The sequence below is a fragment of the Halomonas caseinilytica genome (assembly GCF_001662305.1).
GTDB classification, from domain to species: domain Bacteria; phylum Pseudomonadota; class Gammaproteobacteria; order Pseudomonadales; family Halomonadaceae; genus Halomonas; species Halomonas caseinilytica.
This window is the reverse complement of sequence record NZ_BDEP01000016.1, coordinates 94,442-121,055: the sequence shown is the minus strand read 5'-3', so window position 1 is coordinate 121,055 and position 26,614 is coordinate 94,442. Positions and strand designations below refer to the sequence as shown.

28 protein-coding genes are annotated in these 26,614 nt (G+C 65.3%); 9 read left to right on the top strand and 19 right to left on the bottom strand.

Annotated elements, in window-relative coordinates; genetic code table 11:
* Positions 1 to 51 precede the first annotated feature (51 nt).
* The 8 genes from ald to radC form a co-directional block, all read right to left on the bottom strand.
* Positions 52 to 1,167 (bottom strand): alanine dehydrogenase, encoded by a 1,116-nt coding sequence (gene ald / locus A9O65_RS10595; RefSeq protein ID WP_064699666.1) that lies wholly within the window; start codon positions 1,165 to 1,167, stop codon positions 52 to 54.
* A gap of 175 nt (positions 1,168 to 1,342) precedes the next feature.
* On the bottom strand, positions 1,343 to 1,777 hold the full coding sequence (locus A9O65_RS10590; RefSeq protein ID WP_064699667.1) for an acyl-CoA thioesterase: 435 nt from the start codon (positions 1,775 to 1,777) through the stop codon (positions 1,343 to 1,345).
* Positions 1,778 to 1,830: 53 nt separating this feature from the next.
* Positions 1,831 to 2,148: a putative signal transducing protein gene (locus tag A9O65_RS10585; RefSeq protein ID WP_082920008.1), complete on the bottom strand. Its 318-nt coding sequence runs from the start codon at positions 2,146 to 2,148 to the stop codon at positions 1,831 to 1,833.
* Positions 2,149 to 2,356: 208 nt separating this feature from the next.
* A complete protein-coding gene (locus A9O65_RS10580) occupies positions 2,357 to 3,553 on the bottom strand; it encodes a class I SAM-dependent rRNA methyltransferase (protein WP_064699669.1) in 1,197 nt (398 codons plus the stop codon).
* Positions 3,554 to 3,596: 43 nt separating this feature from the next.
* Entirely contained in the window at positions 3,597 to 4,421 is an 825-nt protein-coding gene (gene mutM / locus A9O65_RS10575; RefSeq protein ID WP_064699670.1) for a bifunctional DNA-formamidopyrimidine glycosylase/DNA-(apurinic or apyrimidinic site) lyase, read from the bottom strand.
* A gap of 169 nt (positions 4,422 to 4,590) precedes the next feature.
* A complete protein-coding gene (rpmG, locus tag A9O65_RS10570) occupies positions 4,591 to 4,746 on the bottom strand; it encodes a 50S ribosomal protein L33 (protein WP_064699671.1) in 156 nt (51 codons plus the stop codon).
* A 36-nt stretch (positions 4,747 to 4,782) separates the two neighbouring features.
* A complete protein-coding gene (gene rpmB, locus A9O65_RS10565) occupies positions 4,783 to 5,019 on the bottom strand; it encodes a 50S ribosomal protein L28 (RefSeq protein ID WP_064699672.1) in 237 nt (78 codons plus the stop codon).
* A 150-nt stretch (positions 5,020 to 5,169) separates the two neighbouring features.
* Positions 5,170 to 5,844, bottom strand: coding sequence for a RadC family protein (gene radC, locus A9O65_RS10560; RefSeq protein ID WP_064702104.1), 675 nt, complete (start codon positions 5,842 to 5,844; stop codon positions 5,170 to 5,172).
* 188 nt (positions 5,845 to 6,032) lie between these two features.
* On the opposite strand from radC, the gene coaBC reads away from it, so the two are divergent.
* Genes coaBC through slmA form a run of 5 tightly spaced genes read left to right on the top strand, consistent with a single transcriptional unit; the run spans position 6,033 to position 10,788 of the window.
* Entirely contained in the window at positions 6,033 to 7,259 is a 1,227-nt protein-coding gene (gene coaBC / locus A9O65_RS10555; protein ID WP_064702193.1) for a bifunctional phosphopantothenoylcysteine decarboxylase/phosphopantothenate--cysteine ligase CoaBC, read from the top strand.
* Positions 7,260 to 7,283: 24 nt separating this feature from the next.
* Complete coding sequence (gene dut / locus A9O65_RS10550) at positions 7,284 to 7,751, top strand: dUTP diphosphatase (protein ID WP_064699674.1); 468 nt, start codon at positions 7,284 to 7,286, stop codon at positions 7,749 to 7,751.
* A 45-nt stretch (positions 7,752 to 7,796) separates the two neighbouring features.
* Positions 7,797 to 9,194 carry a phosphomannomutase/phosphoglucomutase gene (locus tag A9O65_RS10545; protein WP_064702103.1) on the top strand — a complete coding sequence of 466 codons (1,398 nt, stop codon included), beginning with the start codon at positions 7,797 to 7,799 and terminating at the stop codon, positions 9,192 to 9,194.
* Between the two features lie 28 nt (positions 9,195 to 9,222).
* The gene (gene argB, locus A9O65_RS10540; RefSeq protein ID WP_064699676.1) at positions 9,223 to 10,143 is read left to right on the top strand and encodes an acetylglutamate kinase; all 921 of its coding nucleotides are present in this window, start codon (positions 9,223 to 9,225) and stop codon (positions 10,141 to 10,143) included.
* Positions 10,144 to 10,176: 33 nt separating this feature from the next.
* Positions 10,177 to 10,788 (top strand): nucleoid occlusion factor SlmA, encoded by a 612-nt coding sequence (slmA, locus tag A9O65_RS10535; protein WP_064699677.1) that lies wholly within the window; start codon positions 10,177 to 10,179, stop codon positions 10,786 to 10,788.
* 128 nt (positions 10,789 to 10,916) lie between these two features.
* Here slmA and rpoH read toward each other — a convergent pair whose 3' ends face one another.
* The 4 genes from rpoH to ftsY form a co-directional block, all read right to left on the bottom strand.
* A complete protein-coding gene (rpoH, locus tag A9O65_RS10530; RefSeq protein WP_064699795.1) occupies positions 10,917 to 11,783 on the bottom strand; it encodes an RNA polymerase sigma factor RpoH in 867 nt (288 codons plus the stop codon).
* A 121-nt stretch (positions 11,784 to 11,904) separates the two neighbouring features.
* Positions 11,905 to 12,882, bottom strand: a complete 978-nt coding sequence (gene ftsX, locus A9O65_RS10525; protein WP_064702102.1) for a permease-like cell division protein FtsX — start codon at positions 12,880 to 12,882, stop codon at positions 11,905 to 11,907.
* Positions 12,879 to 13,547 carry a cell division ATP-binding protein FtsE gene (gene ftsE, locus A9O65_RS10520; protein ID WP_064699679.1) on the bottom strand — a complete coding sequence of 223 codons (669 nt, stop codon included), beginning with the start codon at positions 13,545 to 13,547 and terminating at the stop codon, positions 12,879 to 12,881. The genes ftsX and ftsE overlap by 4 nt, the downstream gene beginning before the upstream one ends.
* Positions 13,544 to 14,926, bottom strand: a complete 1,383-nt coding sequence (gene ftsY, locus A9O65_RS10515) for a signal recognition particle-docking protein FtsY (protein ID WP_064702101.1) — start codon at positions 14,924 to 14,926, stop codon at positions 13,544 to 13,546. Before ftsY ends, ftsE begins: the two co-directional genes overlap by 4 nt.
* A gap of 91 nt (positions 14,927 to 15,017) precedes the next feature.
* Between ftsY and rsmD the strand changes: the two genes are divergently transcribed.
* Entirely contained in the window at positions 15,018 to 15,662 is a 645-nt protein-coding gene (gene rsmD / locus A9O65_RS10510) for a 16S rRNA (guanine(966)-N(2))-methyltransferase RsmD (RefSeq protein WP_064702100.1), read from the top strand.
* Between the two features lie 86 nt (positions 15,663 to 15,748).
* Complete coding sequence (locus tag A9O65_RS10505; protein ID WP_064699682.1) at positions 15,749 to 15,985, top strand: cell division protein ZapB; 237 nt, start codon at positions 15,749 to 15,751, stop codon at positions 15,983 to 15,985.
* 8 nt (positions 15,986 to 15,993) lie between these two features.
* Here A9O65_RS10505 and A9O65_RS10500 read toward each other — a convergent pair whose 3' ends face one another.
* From A9O65_RS10500 to prfB, 7 genes are all read right to left on the bottom strand, one after another.
* Positions 15,994 to 16,461: a GNAT family N-acetyltransferase gene (locus A9O65_RS10500; protein WP_064702099.1), complete on the bottom strand. Its 468-nt coding sequence runs from the start codon at positions 16,459 to 16,461 to the stop codon at positions 15,994 to 15,996.
* A 6-nt stretch (positions 16,462 to 16,467) separates the two neighbouring features.
* On the bottom strand, positions 16,468 to 17,286 hold the full coding sequence (locus tag A9O65_RS10495; protein ID WP_064702098.1) for a hypothetical protein: 819 nt from the start codon (positions 17,284 to 17,286) through the stop codon (positions 16,468 to 16,470).
* Positions 17,283 to 17,594 carry a BolA family protein gene (locus A9O65_RS10490; protein ID WP_064699685.1) on the bottom strand — a complete coding sequence of 104 codons (312 nt, stop codon included), beginning with the start codon at positions 17,592 to 17,594 and terminating at the stop codon, positions 17,283 to 17,285. Before A9O65_RS10490 ends, A9O65_RS10495 begins: the two co-directional genes overlap by 4 nt.
* Before the next feature lie 28 nt (positions 17,595 to 17,622).
* The gene (locus A9O65_RS10485) at positions 17,623 to 19,035 is read right to left on the bottom strand and encodes an MFS transporter (RefSeq protein WP_064702097.1); all 1,413 of its coding nucleotides are present in this window, start codon (positions 19,033 to 19,035) and stop codon (positions 17,623 to 17,625) included.
* Between the two features lie 460 nt (positions 19,036 to 19,495).
* Positions 19,496 to 19,882, bottom strand: a complete 387-nt coding sequence (locus A9O65_RS10480) for a hypothetical protein (RefSeq protein ID WP_064699687.1) — start codon at positions 19,880 to 19,882, stop codon at positions 19,496 to 19,498.
* Between the two features lie 233 nt (positions 19,883 to 20,115).
* Positions 20,116 to 21,651: a lysine--tRNA ligase gene (gene lysS, locus A9O65_RS10475; RefSeq protein WP_064699688.1), complete on the bottom strand. Its 1,536-nt coding sequence runs from the start codon at positions 21,649 to 21,651 to the stop codon at positions 20,116 to 20,118.
* Positions 21,652 to 21,810: 159 nt separating this feature from the next.
* Positions 21,811 to 22,909 (bottom strand): peptide chain release factor 2 gene (gene prfB / locus A9O65_RS10470; RefSeq protein WP_122983291.1). Its coding sequence is split into 2 segments (ribosomal slippage): positions 21,811 to 22,833 and positions 22,835 to 22,909, totalling 1,098 coding nucleotides; the frame shifts between segments, so codons are not numbered across the junction.
* A gap of 266 nt (positions 22,910 to 23,175) precedes the next feature.
* Between prfB and A9O65_RS10465 the strand changes: the two genes are divergently transcribed.
* A complete protein-coding gene (locus tag A9O65_RS10465; protein ID WP_064699690.1) occupies positions 23,176 to 24,759 on the top strand; it encodes a peptide ABC transporter substrate-binding protein in 1,584 nt (527 codons plus the stop codon).
* Between the two features lie 223 nt (positions 24,760 to 24,982).
* Positions 24,983 to 26,566 (top strand): peptide ABC transporter substrate-binding protein, encoded by a 1,584-nt coding sequence (locus A9O65_RS10460; protein ID WP_064702096.1) that lies wholly within the window; start codon positions 24,983 to 24,985, stop codon positions 26,564 to 26,566.
* Positions 26,567 to 26,614: the final 48 nt, after the last annotated feature.

The window sequence follows — 26,614 nt, the reverse complement described above, 5'->3', positions numbered from 1 at the left end:
CCAGGACTCCACGCGGCAGCCCTGGCCTTTCGTCAACGAGTCGGCCCCGTCTCAGCCGATCAAGGTGGCGGCTTCCACATACTCCAGCCCGAAGGCTTCGGCCACGGCACGGTAGGTGAGTTTGCCGTCGTGAACATTGAGCCCCGCGGCGAAGTGGTCGTCGTCGGCCAGCGCCTTCTGCCAGCCCTTGTCGGCAAGCGACAGCACGAACGGCAGGGTGGCGTTGGTCAACGCCTGGGTGGAGGTGCGTGCCACCGCGCCTGGCATGTTGGCCACGCAATAGTGCACCACGCCATCCACCACATAGGTCGGTTCGGCATGAGTCGTGGGCCTGCTGGTCTCGAAGCAGCCACCCTGGTCGATGGCCACATCCACCAGCACGCTGCCAGGCTTCATGTCGGACAGCATCTCCCGCGTGATCAGCTTGGGCGCGGCGGCCCCGGGCACCAGCACGGCGCCGATGACCAGATCCGACTCGCGCACCGCTTCCTCAAGCGCATCGGCCGTGGAGAATACCGTCTTCATGCGGCCCTGATAGCGGTCGTCCAGGGTCTCGAGGCGCGGAATGGACTTGTCCAGCACCGTCACTTCGGCACCCAGCCCCAAGGCCATGCGAGCGGCGTTCTCGCCGACCACACCGCCACCGATGACCGTGACCCTGGCCGGCGCCACGCCCGGCACGCCCGGAAGCAGCACACCGGAACCGCCTTGGGCCTTCTCGAGACTGTGCGCACCGGCCTGGACGGCCATGCGGCCTGCCACGGTGCTCATTGGCGCCAGCAACGGCAGGCCGCCTTCGGAGGCGGTGATGGTCTCGTAGGCAATGCAGGTGGCACCGCTTTCGAGCAGCCCCTTGGTCAGCGCTTCCTCGGCCGCCAGGTGCAGATAGGTGAACAGGGTCTGCCCGCGGGTCAGCCTGGCGACTTCCTCGGCCTGGGGTTCCTTGACCTTGAGAATCAGCTCGGCCTCATCCCACAGCCTGGCCACATCGGCCTCCAGTCGAGCGCCGGCCGCCTCGAAGTCGGCGTCGCTGAAGCCGGCGCCTTCGCCGGCGGCGGCCTGGACAATGACCTCGTGGCCACGGCCGACCAACTCGCGAGCCCCGCTGGGGGTCAAGGCTACGCGATATTCGTGGTTCTTGATTTCCTTCGGCACGGCGATCTTCATAGGATTCCTCCGATGGGCGAACGGTGGACAACAGCGTACTCATCCCATTACAGCACAACAGTGCATACACGCAGAGATCACGGAAGAAAAACAAAAAAAACGCGGACAAGACCGCCGCGACATCGAAAATACATCTGCCAGAAGAAGATCAGACAGAAAGACTTGCGCCCACCGGTCACTCGCTGACCAGAGCCGCTCCGTAGCAACGCCGAAACTCATCCGGCAGGCGCCGAGGGCGGCCACTGGAAAGCTCGATGCAGGCGAAACGAGTGCGGGCACGCAATAACGTCTGGCCACCCTCGCGCTGCCTGAGCTGAAAACGGCGCGTCAGCGTCAGGCGGCCGTCACAATCGACGATCCAGGTCGCCAGTTGCAGCCTGTCGCCTTCGAAAGCCGGCGCCAGGTAGTCAAGCTCGTGCCGGTGCACCGCCATGGCACGATCCAGCTCGCGATAGCGGGCCAGGCTGAGCCCCAGATGCTCCGAGTGACGCCAACTGATGCGCTCCACCCAGCGCAGGTATTCGGCGTTGTTGGCATGGCCATAGTCGTCGATACTCGACGGCGCGACGTCAAGATCAATGATGAAAGGATCGGGCAGGTCCCAGGACATGACGGCATACTCCCTGTCGCTTGTTGGGGTCGAGATCCAGGCTGGTGGCGACATCATGGTCGATCGCGGCCGCACCTCCAGCAACCATCGAAGACACCTTCGAGCACTTCGCCACAACCGGGACAGACCCAATCGGGACGCGCTTCGCCCTGCCGGCTCGCCCGGATCAGGTCCTCGGCCTGAGCGCGATTGTGAGGCGCCACCCACACTTCGGGCTCGCACTCGACAGGCGGCAGCTCTCCCGAAGCGCCGCCCAGCGTCATGTTGCGACGCTCCACCGGGATGCCGGCCGACTCGAGCAGATTGGCCACATGGCTGACCAGCAGTGGATTCGAGTGCGCGAAGACGCGGACGAAATCGATATCCCTCACGACGCGACCTTCCTCATGATGAGCACTCCTCAGCACCATCGACGGGGCCAGGCACTTTTCACAGGCCCCAAGCACTGTCTGAAAAGTCGACGCGCGAAGGTTAGACAAGGCGAAAATCTGCGAAAAAGCGGAGTTTACAAGGAGTAAATGAGCATTTTGAGCAGATTTTCAACGCCGTATAACCGAGCGCAGGCACTTTTCACAGAAACTAGTCGCGGAAGACCCGCACCCCCAGCGCCTTCAGATAAGAGGTCTCGGGAATGGCGGGATGCACGGGATGGTCCGGCCCCTGATGCCCCTGGAAGATCACCTGGCCATGTCGGTCCTGATGACGAGCGGCGCCACGCACCACATCCGTGAGACGATCCATGCCCAGATGCATGGAGCAGGAAGCCGAGACCAGCAGACCATCGCGCCCCAGCAGGCGCATCGCCTCGCGGTTGAGCCGGCCATAGGCACGCTCTCCGGCGGCCGTGTCCTTGCGTTTCTTGATGAAGGCCGGCGGGTCGAGGATCACCACGTCGAAGCGCTCGTCGTCGGCCTTGAGAGCGGCCAACGCCTCGAAGGCATCTCCCTCGCCCACCGCGACGCGCTCCTGGAGACCATTCAACTCGGCGTTCTCGGCCACGCCCTGAAGCGCGCGCTCACTGGCATCGACGCACAGGACTTCGCTGGCGCCGTGTGCGGCCGCCTGAATGCCCCAGCCACCGACATAGCTGAACAGATCCAGCACCCGCTTGCCAGCCACCAGGCCGTTGAGCCAAGCTCGGTTGGCGCGATGATCGAAGAACCAGCCGGTCTTCTGACCATCCAGCACCGGTGCGATGAAGCGCACGCCGTTCTCTTCCAGCTCGACGTTCTCGGGCGGCTCGTCGCCGAGCACCTCGACGCCGCCCTCGAGTCCTTCCATGCGGCGACCGCTGGTATCATGGCGCAGCACCACCACGCGCGGCGACAGCACCTTGTCCAGGGCATCGAGCAACGGCTCGCGTACGGCCTCCATGCCGGCGGTATTGAGTTGCACCACCAGGACATCGTCGAAACGATCGATCACCAGCCCGGGCAACAGGTCGCCTTCACCGTGCACCAGGCGATAGTAGGGCTTGGCGAACAGGCGCTGGCGCAGCGACAGGGCCTGATTGAGACGGTGCACCAGCAGCGAGCGATCGAGGACGGTGCCGGCATCGCGGGAGACCAGGCGCGCGCAGATCAATGAGTGAGCATTGACGTAGGCCACGCCCATGGCCTTGCCGTTCGCGGCTTCCACCACCGCCTGCTCGCCCGGCGCGAAGTCCTTGAGCGGTGTGGCGCCGGTATCGATCTCGTTGGAATACAGCCAGAGATGGCCGGCCTTCAGCCGCCGGTCGGCGTTCTTCTTGAGGCGCAGTGAGCGTAGAGCGGTCATCGGAAATCTCGTGATTGATGTAGAAATGGGCAGGGCCACCAGCTCAGCGCTGGCACCCGGCACAGAAGACGCTGGCACGCTGCCCCAGGGTCACCAGACGCAACTCGGCGCCACAGCGTCGGCAGGGCTCACCGTCGCGGCCATACACATTGAGCCGCTGGGCGAAGTACCCCGGCTCGCCGGTGCCGCTGACAAAATCCCTCAGCGTCGTTCCCCCCTGCGTGATCGCGGCGGCCAGCACCTCTCGGATGGCATCGGCCAAGCGCGTATAACGCTTGCGCGAGATGCGCCCTGCTTCACGGCGCGGGTCGATACCCGCCAGGAACAGGGCCTCGGCGGCATAGATGTTGCCGACGCCGACCACCACGGCGTTATCCATCAGGAAGGGCTTGACCGCCAGCCGTCGCTTCCGGGACATGGCATAGAGCCGCTCGCCATCGAAGGCCTCCGAGAGCGGCTCCGGCCCTAGCTTCGCCAACCGCCGATCCTGCTCGGCATCGCCGTCCAGCCAATCGATGAAGCCGAAGCGACGCGGATCGTGGTAGCGCAGGATACCGCCGTCATCGAACACCAGGTCGACATGATCATGCTTCTTGGGCAGCTCGCCCAGCCGTGCGATGCGCAGGCTGCCGGACATGCCCAGATGACACAGCAGGGTCCCGCCCTGCTCCCCGACCACCGGCACCAGCAGATACTTGGCGCGACGCTCCAGCCGGCCCAGGCGCGCCCCGACCAGGCGATCGACGAGATCCTCCGGCACCGGATGGCGCAGGCGCGACTGCCGCACGATCACCTCACGGATCTCGCGCGCCTCGACATGAGGGGCAATGCCTCGACGTGTGGTTTCGACCTCGGGAAGCTCGGGCATGACGGGAGTTCCGGCATCGGGATGACATACGCAAGAACCCGACCATCGGGCCGGGTTCAGGCGGACAGGCTCTAACTACCTGCGGAAGGAAGCCATCGAACGACCCGGCACGCTGTTGCGAACGGGGCCGACGGCCAGGATGCCGCGCATCAGCGCAGCGGCATCGCGATCACTTGATCTTGGCTTCCTTGTAGATGACACGCTTGCGGACCACCGGGTCGAACTTCTTCATTTCGAGCTTGTCCGGGGTGTTCCGCTTGTTCTTGTCGGTGGTGTAGAAGTGGCCGGTACCGGCGCTGGACACCATTCTGATCTTGTCACGCATGACTCTTCTCCCTGATGGATCGGGCGCTGGAGTGTCTTAAACGGTCTCGCCGCGCTTACGGATATCGCTGAGCACCGCATCGATACCCTTCTTGTCGATGATGCGCATACCCTTGGTGGAGACGCGCAGCTTGACGAAGCGCTTCTCGGCTTCCACCCAGAAACGGTGGGTGTGCAGGTTCGGCACAAAACGACGCGTGGTCTTGCGCTGAGAGTGAGATACGTTGTGACCAGTCACCGGGCGCTTGCCGGTAACCTGACATACTTTGGACATGAGAGCCTCCAACCGCTTGGCCAGGATATTATCCTGAGTGTTCAAAACCTGTCGGGCAAACCGGGGCGACCCCGTGTCATTTGACCCAAGGGAATTCAAAGGCTGCACTTTATACCAGAGTTGGCCGGGCCAGACAAGCGAGACGCGAGATTATAGCAGGCCTTGCTCGGCAAAGGATACTACCTCGCCATCTCCGACCACGAAGTGGTCCAGCACCCGAATCTCGAACAACGCGAGCGCCTGCCTGAGTCGCTCGGTGATCCGCCGGTCGGCGTCGCTCGGCTCGGCCACCCCGGAGGGATGGTTGTGCGCGAAGATCATCGCGCCGGCGCCCAGCTCCAGGGCTCGGCGTGCCACTTCACGAGGGTACACCGAGGCACTGTCCAGCGTTCCCCGGAACAGCGACTCGTAGCGGATCACCCGGTGCTGGCTGTCGAGAAAGAGAGCGGCGAATTCCTCATGCCCGAGGTGACGCAATCGCGACGACAGGTAGTCGCGGACCAGTCCCGGCGAGGTCAGGGCTGCCTCGCGATCCAGCCGGCTGGCCAGATGGCGCCGCGCCAGCTCCAGCACCGCCTGCAACTGTACGTACTTGGCCTGCCCCAACCCGCGCTCGGCACAGAAGGTCCGTTGATCGGCCTCCAGCAAGGGGCGCAGGCCGCCAAAGCTCGACAACAGATCCCGCGCCAGATCCACGGCGGAGCGCCCCGGCACCCCGACGCGCAGGAAGATCGCCAACAACTCGGCATCGGACAGCGCCTCCGAGCCCAGCGCCAAGAGTTTTTCCCGAGGGCGCTCGCCCTCCGGCCAGTCGCGAATCGACATCCTTGCCTCCCGTGCATGTCCATCGTCCTTATCCTGGCCATGCACGCCGCCCCTGCCGCGTCAACGGCAACCCTTCGCCTCTAGTGTAGACGCCATGTCGATGGTGTGGCGCCGTCGCTCGGAGCCGGCTACGCAAGATCACCCGCGAATGGTAAGGTAGACGACCGGATTCACGCTTGGACACCGCCATGTCAGCATTGCCCGGAAAACGCATCCTGCTCGGGATCGGCGCCGGTATCGCCGCCTACAAGAGCGCACACCTGGCCCGTCTTCTCAAGCAGGCGGGCTTCGAGGTACGCGTGGTCATGACCGAGGGCGCCCAGGCCTTCATCGCGCCCTTGACGCTCCAAGCCCTGACCGGCGAGGCAGTACGCACCTCCCTGCTCGACCCCGAGGCTGAAGCCGGCATGGGGCACATCGAGCTGGCCCGCTGGGCCGACCGGATCCTGATTGCCCCGGCGACCGCCGACTTGATGGCGCGCCTGGCCCATGGCCAAGCGGACGACCTGCTCACCACCCTGTGCCTGGCCAGCCATGCCGAAAAGTTCATGGCGCCGGCCATGAATCAGGCCATGTGGAGCCATCCCGCCACCGCGCGCAACGCCCGTCAGCTCACCGAAGATGGCTGGCACCTGCTCGGCCCCGACAGCGGCGACCAGGCCTGCGGCGACGTGGGGCCTGGTCGCATGCTCGAGCCGGAGGACATCATGGCCGGCTTGTCCGGAGCGGTGAAGCGCCCTGCCGAGGGGCTGAAGGTCGTGATCACCGCCGGGCCGACCCGCGAGGCCCTCGACCCGGTCCGCTATCTCTCCAACCACAGCTCCGGCAAGATGGGCTATGCCTTGGCTACCGCCGCTGTGGCCCTGGGCGCCGTAGTGCACCTGATCAGCGGTCCGGTCGCCCTGCCCACGCCGTCCGGCGTAACCCGGCACGATGTGGAAAGCGCCGACGACATGCTGGCGGCCGCCGAACGCCTCGCCGACGATTGCGACCTGTTCATCGGCTGTGCCGCCGTGGCCGACTATCGCGCCGAGGCACCGGCCGAACACAAGCTCAAGAAGCGTGACGATGAAAACGCCATGACCCTGCGCCTGGTGAAGAACCCCGACATCATCGCCCGTATCGCCGCTCGGGACGCACGCCGTCCCTTCGTCATCGGCTTCGCCGCCGAGACCCGTGACCTCGAGCGCTATGGCCGGGACAAGCTGACACGCAAGCAACTCGACATGGTGGTGGCCAACGATGTCTCCCGGGCCGGACTCGGCTTCGGTGCCGACGACAACGCCGCCGTGCTGCTCTGGCGCGACGGCGACGCCATCGACCGCGATCCCCAGCCCCCGCAGCCCAAGTCACGACTGGCCGAGGCCATTCTGCGACGGGCACTGACCCGACTGGCTCCCCTTCACCACGCCTGACACCTCGATTCCGGAAGACACCCGATGCCGACATTTCCCGACCGCCCCCGTCTCGCCGTCAAGCTGCTCGACGAGCGCATGCGCGATCACCTGCCCCATTACGCCACTGCCGGCTCCGCGGGCATGGACCTGCGAGCCCTGCTCGACGCTCCCCTGACACTCGAGCCAGGCGACTGCGAGCTGGTACGCACCGGACTCGCCATCCACATCGCCGACCCGGGACTCGCCGGCATGGTCCTGCCCCGCTCGGGGCTCGGCCACAAGCACGGCATCGTGCTCGGCAACCTGGTGGGGCTGATCGACTCCGACTATCAGGGCGAGTTGATGGTCTCGGTCTGGAATCGGGGCCACACGACCTTCACGCTGGAGCCCTTCGAACGCCTGGCCCAGTACGTCCTGGTGCCGGTGGTGCAGGCCGACCTCGAGGTCGTCGATGACTTCGATGCCAGCGCACGGGGCATGGGCGGCTTCGGCAGCTCCGGGCGTCACTGATCCCGGCGACGCCATTGACCTCTTTCACGATCAAGGACCGATGACATGACGACAGACAGCACCCACTCTGCGCCCGCCTCCATCTTCCGCGCCTATGACATCCGCGGCGTGGTCGACGACACCCTCACCGAACCCGGCGTCGAAAGCATCGGCCGGGCCATCGGCAGTGCCGCCAGAGCGAAGGGCGAGTCCCGGGTGATCGTCGCGCGTGACGGTCGCCTCTCCGGCCCTCGCATGCTCGCGGCCCTGACGCGCGGCCTGACTGCCTCGGGCTGCGACGCGATCGACATCGGCATGGTGCCGACACCGGTGCTCTACTTCGCCACCCACGTCGTGGAGGGCACGGCTTCCGGCGTGATGGTCACCGGCAGTCACAACCCGCCCGACTACAACGGCTTCAAGATCGTGCTCGGCGGCGAGACGCTCTCCGGCGACACCATCACCGACCTGCACCGCCGCCTCGAGGAAGGCGACCTGACCGAAGGCCAAGGGCAGGTGAGCCAGCAGGATCTGCGCGATGCCTACCTGGAGCGCATCCTCGGCGATGTCGTCCTGACGCGACCGATCAAGGCCGTGGTGGATTGCGGCAACGGTGTAGCCGGCGAGCTCGGCCCGAAGCTCGTGGAACGCCTCGGCGCCGAGACCATCCCGCTCTATGCCGAGATCGACGGCACCTTCCCCAATCACCACCCGGACCCCGGCAAGCCGGAAAACCTCAAGGACCTGATCGCCGAGGTCCAGGCAAGGGGGGCCGACATCGGCCTGGCCTTCGATGGCGACGGCGACCGGCTCGGCGTGGTCACGCCCTCGGGCCAGCTGATCTATCCCGACCATCTGATGATGGCGTTCGCCGAGGACATGCTGGAGCGCAACCCCGGCGCCCGGGTGATCTTCGACGTCAAGTGCACCGGCAACCTGGGCAGGGTGATCGAGCAGGCAGGCGGCACACCGGAAATGTGGCGCACCGGCCACTCACTGATCAAGGCGCGCATGAAGGAAACCGGCGCACTGCTCGCCGGTGAGATGAGCGGCCACATCTTCTTCAAGGAGCGCTGGTTCGGCTTCGACGACGGCCTCTACGGCGCCGCTCGCCTGCTGGAGGTGCTGTCGCGCCAATCTCTCGACGCCGACGCCTTCTTCGCGCGCTATCCTCAGGATATCGGCACTCCCGAAATCAACGTCACGGTGACCGACGAGACCAAGTTCGACCTCGTCGCGCGCCTGGCTCGGGAAGGCGACTTCGGTGACGACGGCGTCAAGACCACCCTGGACGGCATTCGCGTCGACTACCCGGACGGCTGGGGACTGTGCCGTGCCTCCAACACCACCCCGGTGCTGGTGCTGCGCTTCGAGGGCAAGAGCGAGGCAGCACTGGCACGCATACGCGCCCGTTTCGCCGACGCCCTCAAGCAGGTAGACCCGACACTCGAGATTACGCTCTGACGCCTCGCTCCTCGACACGGAACCCGACATGACCGAACAGACCCGTGACCCACGCCAGGTAGTGGAAGTGCTTTCCGAGGCACTTCCCTACATTCAACGCTTCTCCGGCAAGACCGTGGTGGTCAAGTACGGCGGCAACGCCATGACCGAGGACCCGCTGATCGATTCCTTCGCCCGCGACATGGTGCTGATGAAGGAAGTCGGCATCAATCCGGTGGTCGTTCACGGTGGTGGCCCGCAGATCGGCGAGCTGCTCGGGAAGCTCAACATCGAGTCGCGCTTCGTCAACGGCATGCGCGTCACCGACGCCGAGACCATGGACGTCGTCGAAATGGTGCTCGGCGGGCTGGTCAACAAGGGCATCGTCAACCTGATCAACCAGTGCGGCGGCAAGGCCATCGGCCTGACCGGCAAGGATGGCGCCCAGATTCGTGCCCGCCAGTTGAAGGTCGAGCACCAGAGTCCGGAGATGACGGCGCCGGAAATCATCGACATCGGCCACGTGGGCGAAGTGGAGCACATCTCCACCGATCTCATCGAGATGCTCGCCGGCCGAGACTTCATCCCGGTGATCGCACCGATCGGTGTCGACGCGTCAGGCCGCAGCTTCAACATCAATGCCGACCTGGTGGCCGGCAAGGTGGCCGAGGCACTGGATGCCGAGAAGCTGATGCTGCTGACCAACGTGGCCGGACTGATGAATGCCGACGGCGAAGTGCTGACCGGTCTCAGCACCGCCCAGGTCGACGCCATGATCGCCGATGGCACCATTCATGGCGGCATGCTGCCGAAGATCCGCTGCGCCCTGGAGTCCGTGAAGGGCGGCGTGGCCAGCGCCCATATCATCGACGGCCGAGTCCCCCACGCCACCCTGCTCGAGATCTTCACCAACGCCGGCGTGGGCACCCTGATCACCAATGCCGGAGACGAGGCGACGCACGACGCTTGACCCTTTCCCATCGACTGACAAGAAAAGCACATCATGACGCAGGAAACCCCGACCTCCAGCCGCCGCGACCAGATTCTGCAAGGGCTGGCGCTGATGCTGGAGGAAGACAGCGGCAAACGCATCACCATCGCCGCCCTGGCTCGCCAGGTCGGCGTCTCGGAAGCGGCGCTCTATCGCCACTTCCCCAGCAAGGCGCGCATGTTCGAGGGGCTCATCGAATTCATCGAACAGACGCTGTTCGAGCGCATCGGTCGCATCCTCGAAGAGGTGCCCGAAACGGTGCCACGCTGCGGCCAGATCCTCACCCTGCTGCTCGGTTTCGCCGAGAAGAATCCCGGCCTGTCGCGCCTGCTCGGTGGCGATGCCCTGACCGGCGAGACTGCCCGGCTGCGCAAGCGCATCCATCAGCTCTTCGAGCGCCTGGAAACCCAGCTCAAGCAGATACTGCGTGAGGCCGAACTGCGTGAAGGACGACGCCCCGTACTACCGATCCCGGCCGCCGCCAACATGCTGCTGGCCCAAGTCGAGGGGCGTATCTCCCAGTACGTGCGCAGCGATTTTAAGCGTCTGCCCACGGAGCACTGGGACGACCAATGGCAGGCGCTCTCCGCTCGCCTGCTTCGAGAAACGCCCCAGACCGTTTGACGCTCCCGGCAACAGCCACCAACGCAAAAGCCCCGGCCATTGGCCGGGGCTTTCTTGTGCATGCTGAATCGCCGGATGCCTGAAGTCGCCTCAATAGCTGACTCATGGGGCATTTCACGCGAAGCTGGTCACGCCGCCAGGGTATCGCCGATGTGCTGACGAATCTTCTTCATGGCGTTCTTCTCGAGCTGGCGAATGCGCTCGGCCGACACGCCATAGACATCGGCCAGATCGTGGAGCGTCGACTTGCTGTCGCTCAACCAGCGGCGCTGGAGGATATCGCGGGAACGCTCATCCAGCTCGGACAGGGCCGCCTGCAGACGCTGGGTGGAGTCTTCCTCCCAGTCGCTGTCCTCGAGCTGCGTGGCCGGATCCTGGGAAGCGTCGTCCAGGTAGTGCACCGGCGCCTGATAGGCGGATTCCTCGTCCTCGCCGGGCGCGGCATCGAAGCCGGCATCATGGGCCGACAGACGCCCCTCCATCTCGCGCACCACCTCGGGTTTGACGTCGAGGTCCTTGGCGATGGCCTCGACCTCATTGCTGTTCAGCCAGGCCAGGCGCTTCTTGGCGCCACGCAGGTTGAAGAACAGCTTGCGCTGGGCCTTGGTGGTGGCAACCTTGACGATCCGCCAGTTGCGCAGCACGAATTCGTGGATCTCGGCCTTGATCCAGTGGACCGCGAAGGACACCAGACGCACGCCCTGATTGGGGTCGAAGCGCTTGACCGCCTTCATCAGGCCGACGTTGCCCTCCTGGATCAGGTCCGCCTGAGCCAGGCCATAGCCGGAATAGCTCCGCGCGATATGCACGACGAAGCGCAGGTGAGACATCACCAGACGGCGCGCCGCCTCGAGGTCGCCCTCGTCATGGAGGCGAAAGGCCAGCTCACGCTCCTCGTCCACGGTGAGCATGGGAATCCCGTTCACCGCCTGGATGTAACCATTGAGGTCGTGGCCCGGTGAAAGGTGGCCCACCGGCAGAAGACTGGTGCTCATGTGCAGGTTGTCTCCCTCGAAACCCATGTGTGGAATCGGTAATCGCTGCCTTTGACGACACGGGACCGATTTGGTTCCGGCTTGCGATGAATTCGCCATGAAACTTTCGTGACCCATGGCATCAGCGGGGGCGAATCTGCGCCAGATGACGACTGACCGCGATCCAGGCCCCCAGCCAGCCAAGTAGTGTACTACATGCGAGAAGTATTGCCGACCCCCCGAATCCAAGGGCAGGCAGGGCGAAACTGGCGCCGTAGCTGGCCGCCAGGGCCGAGACCGGCCCGGACAGCCAATCGCCGCCGAGCGTCAGCAGCCCGCAGGCCAGAATGCCGCCTCCCAGGCCGTACCAGGCGCCGCTGTACAGGAAAGGACGCCGCACGAACGGATGGGTAGCGCCGATCAGGGTCACCACCTCGATCTCCTGACGGCGATTCTCGACGGCCAGGCGAATGGTATTGCCCACCACCAGCAGCACGCCCATACCGAACAGCACGGCCAAGGCCAGCGTGACCCTCTGGCCGAGTTCCGCCAGATGACGCAGACGCTCCAGCCAGGCGAAGTCGAGTCTCACCTCCTCGACGCCACTCACGGCCTCCAGCTCACCTGCCAGTCGACGCACGGACTCGGGCGACGTATCGGCGGGCGTGACCACCACGCTGGCCGGCAACGGATTGCCGGGCAAGCGCGCCAGGGCATCCTCGAGCCCCAGCGATTGCTGAAACTCGGCCATGCCTTCGGCAGCGGTGATCAAGCGGGTCTCCGCCACGCCCTCATGCGCCGAGAGCGCCTCCTCAATGCGCCCGGCCTCGCCGTCGTCGACCCGATCGGCGAGATAGGCTGTCAGGGTAGCGCTCTCGTCGAGCTCGGCATCGAGCAGCCGAGCCCCGTCCAGGGCCAGCCAGAGCCCCGCCGGCAGCACCAGCGCAATCGCGATGGCCAGCATGGTCAACAAGCTACTCAGCGGATAACGCAACAGCCGCTGGGCACTGTCCAGGCTCATGGCCCGATGGTGGCGGCCCCAGCTGCGCCATCGCCCCCCGGCGCTGGCGCGATGGGTCCGGGCGCCGCGTCGGCTCCGCTCCTGTCCTTGAGAGCTCATACGGCCTCCTCGTCGGCCACCAGACGCCCTTCATGCAAGCGAAGGGTACGATGCCGCAGGCGCGCAATCAGCGCCAGGTCGTGACTGGCCACCATCACCGTGGTGCCGATCCGATTGAAGTCTTCGAACAGCGACATGATATCGGCCGACAGCTGAGGATCGAGGTTCCCCGTCGGCTCGTCGGCCAGCAGCAGGGCGGGCTTGTTGACCACCGCGCGGGCGATGCCCACCCGTTGCTGTTCGCCGCCCGACAGCTCGATGGGCAATGCACGTTCACGATGCAGCAGCCCGACCTTGTCGAGCGCCGCCCTCACCCGGCGCGAGGCCTCCCGCGGCTCCATGCCCTGAATCTCCAGCGGCAGCGCCACGTTATGATAGATCGAGCGGTCGAACAGCAACTGATGGTCTTGGAAGACCACCCCGATCTGACGCCGATAGAAGGGCACCTGGGTATGATGCAGGCGATCGATGTCATGGCCTGCTACCAGGATACGCCCTCGGCTGGGGCGCTCGAGACGGATGATCAAGCGCAGCAGCGAACTCTTGCCGGCCCCGGAATGCCCGGTGAGAAAGACCATCTCGCCACGCTCGACCCGGAAGTTGAGGTGGGCCAGGGCATCGAAGCGCCCGCCATAGCGCTTGCCGACATGCTCGAAGGCGATCATGCCGCGGCATCGTCCCTGTCGAAGAGCGCATCGACGAACTCGCGGGCCGCGAACGGACGCAGATCATCCAGCGTCTCGCCCACACCAATGAAGCGGATCGGCGTGCCGAGCTGCTGCGCCAGGGCAAAGATGATGCCGCCCTTGGCGGTGCCATCGAGCTTGGTCAGAGTGATACCAGTGACCGGCACCGCCTCGTTGAAGGTCGACGCTTGAGACAGGGCGTTCTGGCCGGTGCCGGCATCGAGCACCAGCATCACCTCGTGCGGGGCCTCGGCATCGAGCTTGCCCATCACTCGCCGCACCTTCTTCAACTCCTCCATCAGGTGCGACTTGTTATGCAGGCGCCCAGCCGTGTCGGCGATCAGCACGTCGATGCCACGCGCCCTGGCCGCCGCCAGGGCATCGTAGACCACGGAGGCGCTGTCGGCACCGGTATGCTGGGCCACCACTGGCACGTCGTTGCGCTCGCCCCAGATCTTGAGTTGCTCCACGGCGGCGGCACGGAAGGTGTCGCCGGCGGCCAGCATCACGCTGCGCCCCTCGCGCTGGAAGCGCTGCGTCAGCTTGCCGATGGTGGTGGTCTTGCCGACACCGTTGACGCCGACCACCAGGATCACGAAGGGGCCTTCCCCCTTGGGCGGCAGTTCCAGGGGCTGGGTGACCCCCTCGAGCAAGCTCGAGAGCTCCTCCTGGAGGGCCTTGTAGAGCGCCTCGGGATCCTTGAGCTCCTTGCGCGAGACCCGATCGGTAAGTCGATCGATGATCTCGGTGGTCGCCTCGATTCCCACATCGGCCATCAGCAACTGGGTCTCGAGCTCTTCCATCAGATCATCGTCGATCTGTTTGCGGCCGAGGAACAGCCCCGCCAAGCCATCGGTCAGATTGGCACGTGTCTTGCCCAGCCCATCCTTGATGCGTGCGAACCAGCCCTTCTTCGTGCCACGGGGCTTTTCCCGGGGGGCGACAGCAACTGGCGCCGACTCGGACGCCGGCTCGGGCTCGGTTTCGGGCACGGGTTCCGGCTCGATCTCCGGCGCCGGCTCGGGCTCGACTTCGGGCGCGGGCTTCGGCTCGATCTCCGGCGTCGGTTCGGGCTCGACTTCAGGCGCGGGCTCCGGCTCGATCTCCGGCGTCGGCTCGGGCTCGACTTCGGGCGCGGGTTCCGGTTCGACCTCAGGCGCCGGCTCGGGCTCGACTTCGGGCGCAGGTTCTGGTTCGACCTCAGGCGTCGGCTCGGGCTCGATCTCAGGGGCCGACTCGACCTCGGACGGTGCCGTCTCGTCGTCGACAGGCGCTGCCTCGTCGCGCTCGACTTCCTGTTCAGGCGTCCGGGACGCCTGTTCTTCCTGCTTTTTCTTACGCTTGAAAAAACCGAACATGGGGGGATTCAGCCTCGCGGGTGAACGAATCGTCACATCCTACCATCGCGCACCATGACTGTGGACAAGGCGCCAGCTACAATCGGCGCCCATGACTCGACGCCGTTCCCCTTCCCGCCCCTCGCGCACGCCCCGCCGAAAAGACGGCGCCCGTGGCCAGGGCCAATTGCGCATCATCGGTGGCGAATACCGCCGCCGCCGGCTTCCCGTACTCGACCTGCCGGGCCTGCGTCCCACGCCCGACCGGGTCCGGGAGACCCTTTTCAACTGGCTGGGTCCCACCCTGTCCGGTGCGCGGGTCCTGGACCTGTTCGCCGGCACCGGCGCCCTTGGCCTGGAAGCCCTGTCACGCGGCGCCCACGACGCCACCCTGGTCGAGCTCGACGGTCGAGCGAGCCGCGCCCTGGAAGACAACCTGGCCACGCTAGGCATCACCCGCGCCCGGGTGATCAACGCCGATGCCATGCGGTTTCTCGCCACCGACCCGACACCGCATTCGCTCGTCTTCCTTGACCCGCCCTTCCGCCAGGACCTGGCGGCCGCTTGCTGCGCGGCCCTCGAACAAGGTTGGCTGAGCGACGACGCCAGCATCTATCTGGAGACCGAATCGACCCTCGCCCCGGAGGTACCCGCCGGCTGGCTCCTGCATCGGGAGGTCCGCGCGGGCGACAGCACCGGGCGACTGTATCGGCGGCGGCCCACGGGTAAGGACTCACCCACCGAAGACGCTTGCTGAGCCCCGTCGGTAGCGTTACGCTGCCGATGGCAGGACGCTTTCGGCGGGCCGGACCCGACTCAGCAGGACATCATCAGGAGAAACGGATGAGTATCGAACTCTTCAACCAGCTCGAACAGAAAGTCTCCAGCGCCGTCGAGGCCCTGGAGTTGATGAAGATGGAAGCCGAGGAGCTGCGCGAGGAAAACGCCCGCCTCAAGCAGGAACGCGAGGAATGGGAGCGTCGCTTGTCCGCACTGCTGGGCAAGTTCGACGATATCGAGACCGAGTCGTCGTCACAGCAACAGCAAGAGCAGCCGGCGCCCCAGCAGCAGCCCGGCTGAGTCCCGGATCACGCCCCACCCAGGCGGCGTGACATCAGCAAGGCGCCCTCCCGCCCGGCGCCGTCCAGCGAGGGATAGTAGTCGCGACGGCGCCCATCCTCGGCAAACCCCATGCGCCGGTAGAGCGCGATCGCCGGCGCATTGCCTTCCCTGACTTCCAGCAGCAGCCGCTCGCTCTTCCAGGCCCGCGCCTGATCGATCACCGCCTGCATCAGCGCAAATGCCAAACCACGACGACGTGCATGGCGCGCCACCAGAATGGCCTGAAGCTCGGCATCGAACGGCTGGCGCGAGAGGATGGCATAACCGATCAACTCGCCCTGCTCCTCGAGACCGAACACCACATCGGCATCATCCCTCAACGCCGCCCTCAACCTGGCCGCCGACAAGGGATACACCTGGGAAACACGCTCCAGCTCGACCAGCGCCGCCAGGGCCGACGGCCTCAGAAGGACCACCGAAGAAGGATCAGACATATCGGCTCAGCTCGCTTCGTCGCCGACTCGCCAGTCGCGCCGCCAGCCCTGCACGCGGGGCCATAGCGCCCGCTTGGCCTCGGCGCTACCGGCAAGCTCACTCAAGTCGGGGCCCTGCCATACGGGCATCGCCAGCAAACCGCTGCGTCCATCGGCAAGCACCAGCAGGTCGCCCAGGACAGCATCGTCACCGAATACCAGAAGCCTCTCCGGCCCCCAGCCCCGCTGTCGACGGCCGTTCAGGAAGGCTCGCAGCCCTTCCTGTGCTTCTTCCAGAGGCGCCTCGACCGCCAACCCTTCGAGCGGAGGCCAGCGGAAGCTCTCGAAGCCCAGCGGTCGAGCGGGTATCACGCCCGCCGCCCGCAGCAAGTTGCCGAGCAGACGATACTCCACGTCGCTTGGCCCGGCATCGCGCGGCAGCACCAGCAGCCAGCGCCCGTCCAGGCAAGCCACCTGCCAGGTGAAGCGCAGTGCCTCGCCGGCCGGCTCGACCGACGAGGAGCGCGCCGGTTCGGAGGGCATCTCGACCGGAGCGGAGGCGTCTTCCGGCACCAGATCCCCCAGCAGGGCGCGCGCCTTGCCCTGTCCCGGCGGGAGCCGGGAGGCGGCCGGCTCCTTCGACGAGGGGGCCGTCGACGGCGCCTCGGCCGCATCCTCCAACAGCGCATGCAGGCGCTCGCCGGGCGCCCTAGCGCCTTCGGCGGCCGGCTCCGGCTCCCACTCGCAGGCGTCGGTGGGACAGGCGTTGGGCAGGCGATAGCGCGCCACCCAGGCCGTCAGCCCCATGGCCTCGAGGTATTGCAGCCGATGCGGCTCGGTGGTCACGAGGCCCCGCCGCCCCGGCAGTTCGGCGAATCAGGGCGCGCCTCTCCTCGCGACTGCCATTCTTCAGGCGTATAAGGGTGCAGCGCCAGGGCATGTACCGGCCCGGCCAGTTCATCGGCCAGCAAGGCGTAGATCTGCTGGTGTCGCTTCACCGGCATCATGCCCTCGAAGCGCGACGACACCAGCGTCACCTTGAAGTGAGTCTCGGCGTTCGGCGGTACATTGTGCATGTGGCTCTCGTTCTCCACCGTCAGGAAGGTGGGCTCGAGGGCCTGGAGCTTTTTCTCGATGGTCGACTGGGTGCTCATGTCGGCTCCCCGATGGTGAATGTCGTCCTCATTGTACGCGTTCGCTGGCGGCACGACGACGTATACGCGCCGCCTCGCCTGCCCGGGACACCCGACCGAGACTCGCCAGCAATGCCAGCATCCCGGCTGCGGCGCCACCCCAGAGCGCCATCTGGACTGGCGCGCCGATCGACAGGCAAGCGCCGACCAGGGCAACGCCCATGGCCTGCCCCACGGTACGGGTGGTACTCATCACGCCAGACGCATTGGCACTGCGCTCGGCCGGTACACTGGCCATCAACTCGCGATTGTTGGGCGGCTGAAACATGCCGAAGCCGAGCCCGCACAACGCCGTTCGCCACAGGCAATCGGCCACGCCGGCCTCGGCCTCCAGGCCGGCGAGCGCGACCATCCCCACGATCAGTACCACCAACCCCAGGCAGGACAGCAGGCTGGGGTTGACCCTGTCGGCGAGACGCCCGGCCAGCGGCCCCGCCACCATGATCGCCAACGGCCAGGGCGTGAACAGCCAGGCCGTTTCCAGGGGCGAGAAGCCCATGTCCTGCTGATAGAGAAACGACAGGGCCACGAAAGCCAGCCCCTGCCCGATGAAGGCCAGCCCAGAGGCCGACACCGCCAGACTGAAACGACGCTGGCGGAACAGCGTCAAGGGCAACAGGGGATGAAGCGCACGCCGCTGACGCCACAGGAACAAGACGCCGGCCACGAGGCTCAACGCCAGCCAGCCCAGGGATTGCCAGACAGGCGTCTGATGCCCGACGCCATCCATGGCCAGGAAGAGCGCACCGAGCGCAAGAATCGAGCAGCCGGCCCCCACCGCGTCGAAGCCTCCGCGGCGCCCCGGCTCCCGAGGCAGTGCTCGCCAGGCCAGCCCGACGGCCACGACGCCGATCGGCACCGGCAGGGCGAACAACCAGGGCCAGTCGGCCACGGAGAGCACCAGACCGCCGATGGCCGGCCCTGCGGTATATCCCGTGGCCACCACCAGGGAGCTCAGCCCCAGGGCGCTGCCCAGCAGTCGGGAAGGAAAGATGGTGCGGTACAGCGATGGTCCGATCGACAGGGTCGCCGCGGCCCCCAAGCCCTGCAGGGCACGAAACACCAGCAGGGTGTCCAGGTCGCGCGACAGGGCACAGCCTGCCGCCGACGCCGCGAACAGCGCCAGCCCCGCGACATAAAGGCGGTGGCGCCCGATCACCTCGCTCAGCCCGGAGAAGACCAGCAGAAAGGCGGCACACGCCACCTGGAAGATGTTGGTGACCCAGACGGCGCTGGCCGGCGTTACCTCGAGATCGGCGGCAATGGAAGGCAACGCCAGATTGATCATGGTGGCATCCACCACCGCCATGGTGGTACCGAAGATCAGCGCCAACACGGCCAGACGACGCTCGGGGCCGGGCAGACCATCATCACCCTCTCGGGTCGCGAAGAGTCGACTCATGAACCAGGATCCATTCCACGGAAAAACCGGCGCGGGGACAGGGCTAACGCAGGAAATGAACCACCCGGGGCTGATCCGGGGACAAGCCTGCGAGGAGGCGCTGTAAATACCTACCTGTACGCTACCGACGCCCAGCGGCGCTCTCGCATCCTGCTCCGCTTGCAGGACCGGTGCTGGCCATCCATGGCCAGCCCGTTCAGAGCAGTGCTCCTCACCCTTGGCGCCGGACCTCCTCTCCGGCTTGCCCCCGGCGCCCCGCTGGTCTTGTACGAAAAGTCAGTGAGAGCAGGCGCTTCTCGTCAAGAATTCAGCACCGTGGAAACGCTGGATAAATCGCCGAGCGTAGTGAAGCGCAAGGCGCCCGGAGCACAGAAAGCGATACATAACAATTAGTTAGGCGATCTTTCGAGCACCGAGCAACGAAGCGATTTGCACGCGCAGGCATTTAAGCAGCGTTTCCTCAGTCTTGGTCGGTCTCCAGCAGCATCGAATCATCCACCTCAGCAACCTCCAGGGCCGCCTCGTCGTCGAGGTCGATGGCCAGATAACTGTGCTCGATGCGCAGGAAACGCTGGAAGAGCGACCAGTCGAGCGTCTCGGGCCATTGACGTTCATCCTCTTCCCAGGCGCGCAGCTCGGTCTCGAGGATCTCGAGATAGCGCTCGCGCACGAAGGCTTGGAGGTTTTCGGGCGTGTCCATCTCCGGGATCAGGTAGACGGTACTTTCCCGTTCGACGTCCTCCAGGGCCAGGTCGTCGTCGCCCACGGTGGGCTCCAGGGCGTTGATCCAGTCGACGAAAGACTGGGTCGGCCTGACACTCAGGGCGGAGCGGTTGAGCAGTTTCATCACGGTCTCCTCGACGTCGAAACGCTGACCATTATGGGCGCCAGGAGCGCCCCTTACCAACATTTCCCGACCGATCTGCCGATTCGCCCATGAGCCGCCCCCCCCCAAGGCATGCGAAAGGTGGCGAGCTAGGCCCAGGCTAGGCGCACAGGGATTCGCTGGCGGAATGTACGAGTTTGTACATGAGCAAAGCGAGTCCCCGCGCAACGCCGCCTGGCCGACGCGCAGCGCCTTCAATCTCCAGAAGGCCGCATAGCCGGGAACAACAGCACATCACGGATCGAGGCGCTATCGGTCAGCAGCATCACCAGACGGTCGATGCCGATGCCCTCACCCGCCGTGGGCGGCAGGCCATACTCCAAGGCACGCACATAATCAGCATCGTAGTACATGGCCTCGTGGTCGCCGGCATCCTTCTCGGCGGCTTGGGCAGCGAAGCGTTCGGCCTGGTCTTCGGCGTCGTTGAGCTCGGAGAAGCCGTTGGCCAGCTCGCGACCGCCGACGAAGAACTCGAAGCGCTCTGTGACGAAGGGATCGGTATCCTTGCGGCGTGCCAGCGGGCTGACCTCGGTAGGATAGTCGATGATGAAGGTCGGCTGCTGCAGGCGATGCTCGACGGTCTTCTCGAAGATCTCGATCTGGACCTTGCCGAGTCCCCAGCCATCCTTGACGTCGATGTCCAGGCGCTCGGCGATCTGCCGTGCCGCGGCTTCGTCGGCCAACGCCTCGGCGGTGATGTCCGGGTTGTAGGCCAGGATGGCATCGAACACGCTGAGGCGCTCGAATGGCTTGCCGAAGTCGTACTCGAAGGTTTCGAGCACCTCGCCCTCGCTGTCGCGCACGGTGCTGACCACGGTGGTATCGCCCAGCACTTCCTGGGTCACGGTGCGCAGCATGGCCTCCGTGAAGTCCATGAGATCCCGGTAGTCGGCATAGGCCTGATAGTACTCGACCATGGTGAACTCGGGATTGTGGCGGGTGGACAGCCCCTCGTTACGGAAGTTGCGGTTGATCTCGAAGACCTTCTCGAAACCGCCCACCACCAGGCGCTTGAGATAGAGCTCAGGGGCGATGCGCAGGTACATATCGATGTCCAGCGCATTATGGTGGGTGATGAAGGGACGAGCCGTCGCGCCGCCGGGAATCGGCTGCAGCATCGGCGTCTCGACCTCCATGAAACCATGGTTCTCGAAGAAGCGACGCATGGCACTGATCACGCCGGCACGCGTCTCGAAGACACGCCGCGAGTCGGGATTCATGATCAGGTCGACGTAGCGCTGGCGATAGCGAGCTTCCATGTCGGTCAGGCCGTGGAACTTGTCGGGCAGCGGCCTCAGGCTCTTGGTCAGCAGGCGCGCCTCTTCCATCATCACGTAGAGATCGCCCTTGCCCGACTTGTGCACAGGACCGCGCCCGGCCACGATGTCGCCGATGTCCCAGCCCTTGATGTCATCGAGGACCTCGGCAGGCAACCCCTTCTTGTCGACGTAGAGCTGAATCTGGCCGGAGGCGTCCTGGATGACGATGAAAGGGCCACGCTTGCGCATGATGCGCCCGGCCACGGCGGCCGGACGCCCCAGCGACTCGAGCTCGGCCTTGTCCTTGTCGCCCAGTTCGGCCTGTAGCTCGGCGGCGGTGCTGTCGCGGCGGAAATCATTGGGAAAGGCGCTGCCACCACCGGCGGCGGCGCGCTCCCGGCGCTCGGCCAGTTTGCCGCGCCGCTCCGCGATCAGGTGGTTTTCGTCCTGGGAAGGGTCCTGGTTAGCCATGTCGCTACCTGTTGAAATCATGGTGTCGAATAACAGACATCTCACCTAGAGCCGCGCAAGCGACGCCGAGACAAGGCGCCCCTCAGCTCAGCGGCGTCGACGAGTCGTCAAGAGGCCGCTCACGCTGAGGGGCAACGCCGTATCGGCGAGCGCAGCAGGCTATAGGCCTTGTTTGAGGCTCGCCTCGATGAACTGGTCCAGATCGCCGTCCAACACCTTCTCGCAACTGCTCGACTGGACGCCGGTACGCAGGTCCTTGATGCGCTGGTCGTCCAGCACATAGGAGCGAATCTGGCTGCCCCAGCCGATGTCCGCCTTGGAGTCCTCGGCGGCCTGCTTGGCGGCGTTGCGCTTGTCCATCTCGTGTTCCCACAGCTTCGCCCGCAGCTGTTTCATGGCGAAGTCACGGTTGGCATGCTGGCTGCGCTGGCTCTGGCAGGCCACCACGATGCCGGTCGGCTCGTGGGTGATCCGCACCGCCGAGTCGGTGGTGTTGACGTGCTGGCCACCGGCACCACTGGAGCGATAGGTGTCGACACGCAGATCCGACGGATTGATCTCGACCTCGAAGCTGTCGTCGACTTCCGGCGAAAGAAAGACCGAGGCGAAGGAGGTGTGCCGTCGCCCACCGGAGTCGAAGGGACTCTTGCGCACCAGCCGATGCACGCCGGTTTCGGTGCGCAGCCAACCGAAGGCGTATTCGCCCTGAATATGCACCGTGGCCGACTTGATGCCCGCCACCTCGCCTGCGGACAGCTCGATGAGATCGGCCTTGAAGCCATGATGCTCGGCCCAGCGCAGGTACATGCGCAGCAGCATGTTGGCCCAGTCCTGGGCCTCGGTGCCGCCCGAGCCCGCCTGGATGTCCAGATAGGCGTTGTTGGGATCCATCTCGCCGGCGAACATGCGCCGGAACTCGAGCTTCTCGAGGTTGGCCTGGAGGTTTTCCAGCTCGCGGCTCACCTCGTCGACGGTATCCGCGTCCTCTTCCATCTCGGCCAGTTCGAGCAGATCACGGCTGTCATTCAGGCCCTGCTCCAGAGCGTCGATGGTGCTGACCACCATCTCCAGGGTGGCCCGCTCCTTGCCCAGTTTCTGGGCATGGTCCGGATCATTCCAGACGTCCGGATCCTCGAGTTCGCGGGTGACTTCCTCTAGCCGTTCCTTCTTCTCGGCATAGTCAAAGATACCCCCTCAGGACATCTGTCCGCTCAGACAGGTCCTTGATGAGGTGATTGATGGGATTGACTTCCTGCATGGCGTTCGCCTGATTCCGCAGTGAAATGTCCGCCAGGACGAATCCTGGCGGCGGGGAAAAGAGTGGCATTGTAGCCAAATGCCCGTACAGCGTCATCCCATCCCGCCCAAACGACCGTACGAACGGCGTCACTCCGGGGCCATGCAAGATTCGTAACGCGCTATGTGAAATTTCACATGGACTTATTGACGCGCTCGTTCGAAGGTCAGGAAGAGCGGCACCGATACCGCGTGCCGACCACAACAACAACGTCAGGGAAGAAGTCCATGACCCAGATTCGTACCCCTCTGGCGGGCGCCATCGCGCTCGCTTCAGCCTTGTTGGTATCGCCCGTGGCGGCGCAGACCCTCAACCTGGGCGTCACCGGCGAACTCGCTTCCTTCGATACTTCCCAGGTCTCCGGCGGTATCTGGGAGTCCCAGATTCTGATGGATGTCTACGAAGGCCTGGTCAAGAAGGCTCCGGACGGCGAGGTGCTGCCCGGCATGGCAACCTCCTGGGAGGTCTCCGACGACGGCAAGACCTATACCTTCCACATTCGCGAGGACGCCGCCTGGTCCGATGGCGAACCGGTCACCGCCGAGGACTTCGTGTTCGGCTGGCAACACCTGCTCGCCCCGAAGAACGCCTCCAAATACGCCTACATGCTCTATCCGGTCGTCAACGCCGAAGCGGTCAACACCGGCAAGAAGCCCCTAGACGCCCTGGGCGTGGCTTCCCTCGACGACGGCCGCACCTTCCAGGTCGAACTCACCTCGCCCACGCCCTACTTCCTCCAGTTGCTGACCCACTACACCGCCTACCCGGCGCCCAAGCACGCCGTCGAGGAATACGGGAAGAACTGGGTCAAGCTCGACAACATCGTCACCAACGGCGCCTTCACCCCCGAGGAGTGGGTCTCGCAGTCGCGCATCAGCGTGAGCCGCAACCCCGAGTACTACGACGCCGACGAGATCGCCCTGGACGGGGTCAACTACTACACGATCGAGGATCGCAACGCCGGCGTCTCGCGCTTTCGCTCCGGCGAGCTGGACATCATGCGCGAATATTCCTCCAGCATGTACGGCATGCTCCAGGAGGAACTGCCCGAGGCTACCCACATGGCCCCCTACCTGGGCAGCTACTACTACGTCTTCAACCACCGCGAGGGCCACCCGACCGCCGATCCAAAGGTGCGCGAGGCGCTCAGCCTCGTGGTGCGCCGCAAGGTGCTCTCCGAACAGATCATGGGTGGCACCTTCCTGCCTTCGCGTTCCTTCGTGCCCGAGGGCGTCCACCACTATGACGTCCAGCAGATACCGCAGGAAGGCAGCATGGACGAGCGCATGGCACGCGCCCGGCAGCTTCTCGAGGAGGCCGGCTACGGCCCCGACAACCCGCTTCACCTGCGCCTGCGCTACAACACCAACGACGAGCACAAGAAGATCGCCGTTGCCCTGGCCGCCATGTGGCGCCCGCTGGGCGTCGAAGTCGAGATGATCAACTCGGAAGCCACGGTGCACTACCAGACCATCGCCGAGGGTGACTTTGACATCGCCCGGGCCGGCTGGATCGCCGACTACAACGACGCCGAGAACTTCCTCAGCCTGCTGCACAGCGGCGTCGGCAACAACTACGGTGCCTACTCCAATGCCGAGTTCGACGACCTGACGGACCAGGCTGCCCGCACCCTGGATGCCGACGAGCGCGAAGCCCTTCTCGAGCAAGCCGAACAGACGGCACTGAACGATTATGCGGTCCTGCCGCTGCTCTATTACGTGTCGCGCAACCTGGTCAATCCGGCCATCAGCGGCTGGGAAGACAACGTCGAGGACGATCACCCTTCACGCTGGATCTCGTTCGATCAGTGATCCTCAGGCTGTCGAGGAAACGCTGCATAAATCGCCGAGCGTCGTGAAGCGCAAGGCGCACGGAGCACAGAAAGCGAGACATAACAATTAGTTAGGCGAGCTTTCGAGCACCATGCAACGCAGCGATTTGCACGTGTAGGCATTTAAGCAGTGTTTCCTGAACGGTGCGCTCCCCGGTCGAGCGCGCCATACCATCGATGTTCTCTGGCGAAGGAATGCTTCCATGTTCTCTCACCGCTTCACGCGTGCGGCGCTGCTGGCTGCCTTGATGGCCGGCGCGACGCAGAGCGCCCCTGCCGCCGTCCTGCAGGTCGGCAATGGTGCCGAGCCCGGCACCCTCGATCCCCAGAAGACCAACGGTGTCTGGGAGACCCGTATCACCCGCGCGCTGTTCGAGCGCCTGGTGACCTACGCCGCCGATGGCAGCCTGGTCCCCGGCCTCGCCGAGTCCTGGACTATCAGCGACGACGGCACCACCTATACCTTCCAGCTACGCCAGGCCGAGTGGTCCGACGGCACGCCGATCACCGCCGACGATGCCGTCTTCGCCCTGCGGCGGCTGCTGAAACCGGCCATCGCCAGCCACAATGCCAAGCTCTATTACCCGATCAAAAACGCCCGGGCGATCAATACCGGTCAGGCCGAGCCGAGCGAGCTGGGCGTCTCGGCACCGGACGACCACACCCTGGTCATCCAGCTCGACGAACCCACCGCCTACTTCCTGCAAGCCCTAGCCATGAGCGAGGCCGCCCCCCTGCCCCGCCACCTCGTCGAACAGGCCGGGGATGAATGGACCCGTCCCGGCACCATGGTGTCGAGCGGTGCCTTCATCCTGCGGGAATGGCGCCCCCAGGCGCGCATCGATCTCGAGCGGAATCCTCACTTCTACGACGCTGACACGGTCTCGCTGGACGGCGTGACCTTCTACCCCATCGACGACATCGGCTCCGCCCTCAACCGCTTTCGTGCCGGCGACCTGGATATCTCCTACTCCGGCGTGCCCGCCTCGCGTTTCGACTGGGTGAAGGACAATCTCGGCGAGTCCCTCCGCGTGGGGCCGCTGGTCGCCGAATACTTCTACATGTTCAACCTGCGTGACGGCCAGCCATTGGCTGACGAGCGCGTGCGCGAGGCGCTCAGCCTTGCCGTGCGGCGCGAGGTGATCACCGACCGCATCCTCGGCATGGGGCAACGTGCCTCGTACTGGTATGTGCCACGCGCCACCGAAGGCGGCACCCACGGCTCGCTGGCACTCGCCGAGCAGCCGATGGAACAGCGGCTCGCCAGGGCCAAGCGACTGATGCGCGAGGCCGGCTATGGCCCCGACAACCCCCTGCGCGTGACGCTGCGCTACAACACCCTCGAGGACCACAAGAAGATCGCCGTGGCCGTGGCCGCCATGTGGAAGCCGCTAGGCGTCGAGGTAGAGCTGATCAACGCCGAGGCGGCCGTGCACTACGCGACGGTCAACGAGGGCAACTTCGAGATCGCCCGCTACGGCATGGTCGCCACCATCAACGACCCCTACGACTTCCTCAACGCCTATGCCGAGGGCGGCTCCGCCCAGCGCAGCACTGGCTATCGCAACGAGGACTACGACGCCCTGGTCGAGCGCAGCACCCGGGAGCTGGACACCGAACGCCGCGCCGAACTGATGACCCGGGCCGAACAGATGCTGCTCGACGACCATGCCCTGCTGCCGCTCTACGACTATGTCAGCGCTCACCTGGTCGCCCCTGAGGTCAAGGGCTGGCAGACCACCGCCATCGACGTTCACCCACTGCGCTACATCCAGCTCGAGGACTAGCCCCGTGATGTTCCCTACCGTCCCACAACCTCGTTCCATGCCCCGGAG

Bases quoted from the DNA above. Each gene is read 5' to 3' on its own strand.
- rpoH (WP_064699795.1), bottom strand. From the start codon at position 11,783: ATGAGCACCAGTCTTCTGCCGGTGGGCCACCTTTCACCGGGCCACGAC.
- rpmB (WP_064699672.1), bottom strand. From the start codon at position 5,019: ATGTCCAAAGTATGTCAGGTTACCGGCAAGCGCCCGGTGACTGGTCAC.
- A9O65_RS10485 (WP_064702097.1), bottom strand. From the start codon at position 19,035: ATGAGTCGACTCTTCGCGACCCGAGAGGGTGATGATGGTCTGCCCGGC.
- ftsY (WP_064702101.1), bottom strand. From the start codon at position 14,926: ATGTTCGGTTTTTTCAAGCGTAAGAAAAAGCAGGAAGAACAGGCGTCC.
- lysS (WP_064699688.1), bottom strand. From the start codon at position 21,651: ATGGCTAACCAGGACCCTTCCCAGGACGAAAACCACCTGATCGCGGAG.
- argB (WP_064699676.1), top strand. From the start codon at position 9,223: ATGACCGAACAGACCCGTGACCCACGCCAGGTAGTGGAAGTGCTTTCC.
- rsmD (WP_064702100.1), top strand. From the start codon at position 15,018: ATGACTCGACGCCGTTCCCCTTCCCGCCCCTCGCGCACGCCCCGCCGA.
- ftsX (WP_064702102.1), bottom strand. From the start codon at position 12,882: ATGAGCTCTCAAGGACAGGAGCGGAGCCGACGCGGCGCCCGGACCCAT.
- A9O65_RS10465 (WP_064699690.1), top strand. From the start codon at position 23,176: ATGACCCAGATTCGTACCCCTCTGGCGGGCGCCATCGCGCTCGCTTCA.
- radC (WP_064702104.1), bottom strand. From the start codon at position 5,844: ATGTCGATTCGCGACTGGCCGGAGGGCGAGCGCCCTCGGGAAAAACTC.
- A9O65_RS10590 (WP_064699667.1), bottom strand. From the start codon at position 1,777: ATGTCCTGGGACCTGCCCGATCCTTTCATCATTGATCTTGACGTCGCG.
- ald (WP_064699666.1), bottom strand. From the start codon at position 1,167: ATGAAGATCGCCGTGCCGAAGGAAATCAAGAACCACGAATATCGCGTA.
- slmA (WP_064699677.1), top strand. From the start codon at position 10,177: ATGACGCAGGAAACCCCGACCTCCAGCCGCCGCGACCAGATTCTGCAA.
- A9O65_RS10580 (WP_064699669.1), bottom strand. From the start codon at position 3,553: ATGACCGCTCTACGCTCACTGCGCCTCAAGAAGAACGCCGACCGGCGG.
- dut (WP_064699674.1), top strand. From the start codon at position 7,284: ATGCCGACATTTCCCGACCGCCCCCGTCTCGCCGTCAAGCTGCTCGAC.
- A9O65_RS10460 (WP_064702096.1), top strand. From the start codon at position 24,983: ATGTTCTCTCACCGCTTCACGCGTGCGGCGCTGCTGGCTGCCTTGATG.
- coaBC (WP_064702193.1), top strand. From the start codon at position 6,033: ATGTCAGCATTGCCCGGAAAACGCATCCTGCTCGGGATCGGCGCCGGT.
- A9O65_RS10480 (WP_064699687.1), bottom strand. From the start codon at position 19,882: ATGAAACTGCTCAACCGCTCCGCCCTGAGTGTCAGGCCGACCCAGTCT.
- ftsE (WP_064699679.1), bottom strand. From the start codon at position 13,547: ATGATCGCCTTCGAGCATGTCGGCAAGCGCTATGGCGGGCGCTTCGAT.
- mutM (WP_064699670.1), bottom strand. From the start codon at position 4,421: ATGCCCGAGCTTCCCGAGGTCGAAACCACACGTCGAGGCATTGCCCCT.
- rpmG (WP_064699671.1), bottom strand. From the start codon at position 4,746: ATGCGTGACAAGATCAGAATGGTGTCCAGCGCCGGTACCGGCCACTTC.
- A9O65_RS10490 (WP_064699685.1), bottom strand. From the start codon at position 17,594: ATGAGCACCCAGTCGACCATCGAGAAAAAGCTCCAGGCCCTCGAGCCC.
- A9O65_RS10545 (WP_064702103.1), top strand. From the start codon at position 7,797: ATGACGACAGACAGCACCCACTCTGCGCCCGCCTCCATCTTCCGCGCC.
- A9O65_RS10500 (WP_064702099.1), bottom strand. From the start codon at position 16,461: ATGTCTGATCCTTCTTCGGTGGTCCTTCTGAGGCCGTCGGCCCTGGCG.
- A9O65_RS10505 (WP_064699682.1), top strand. From the start codon at position 15,749: ATGAGTATCGAACTCTTCAACCAGCTCGAACAGAAAGTCTCCAGCGCC.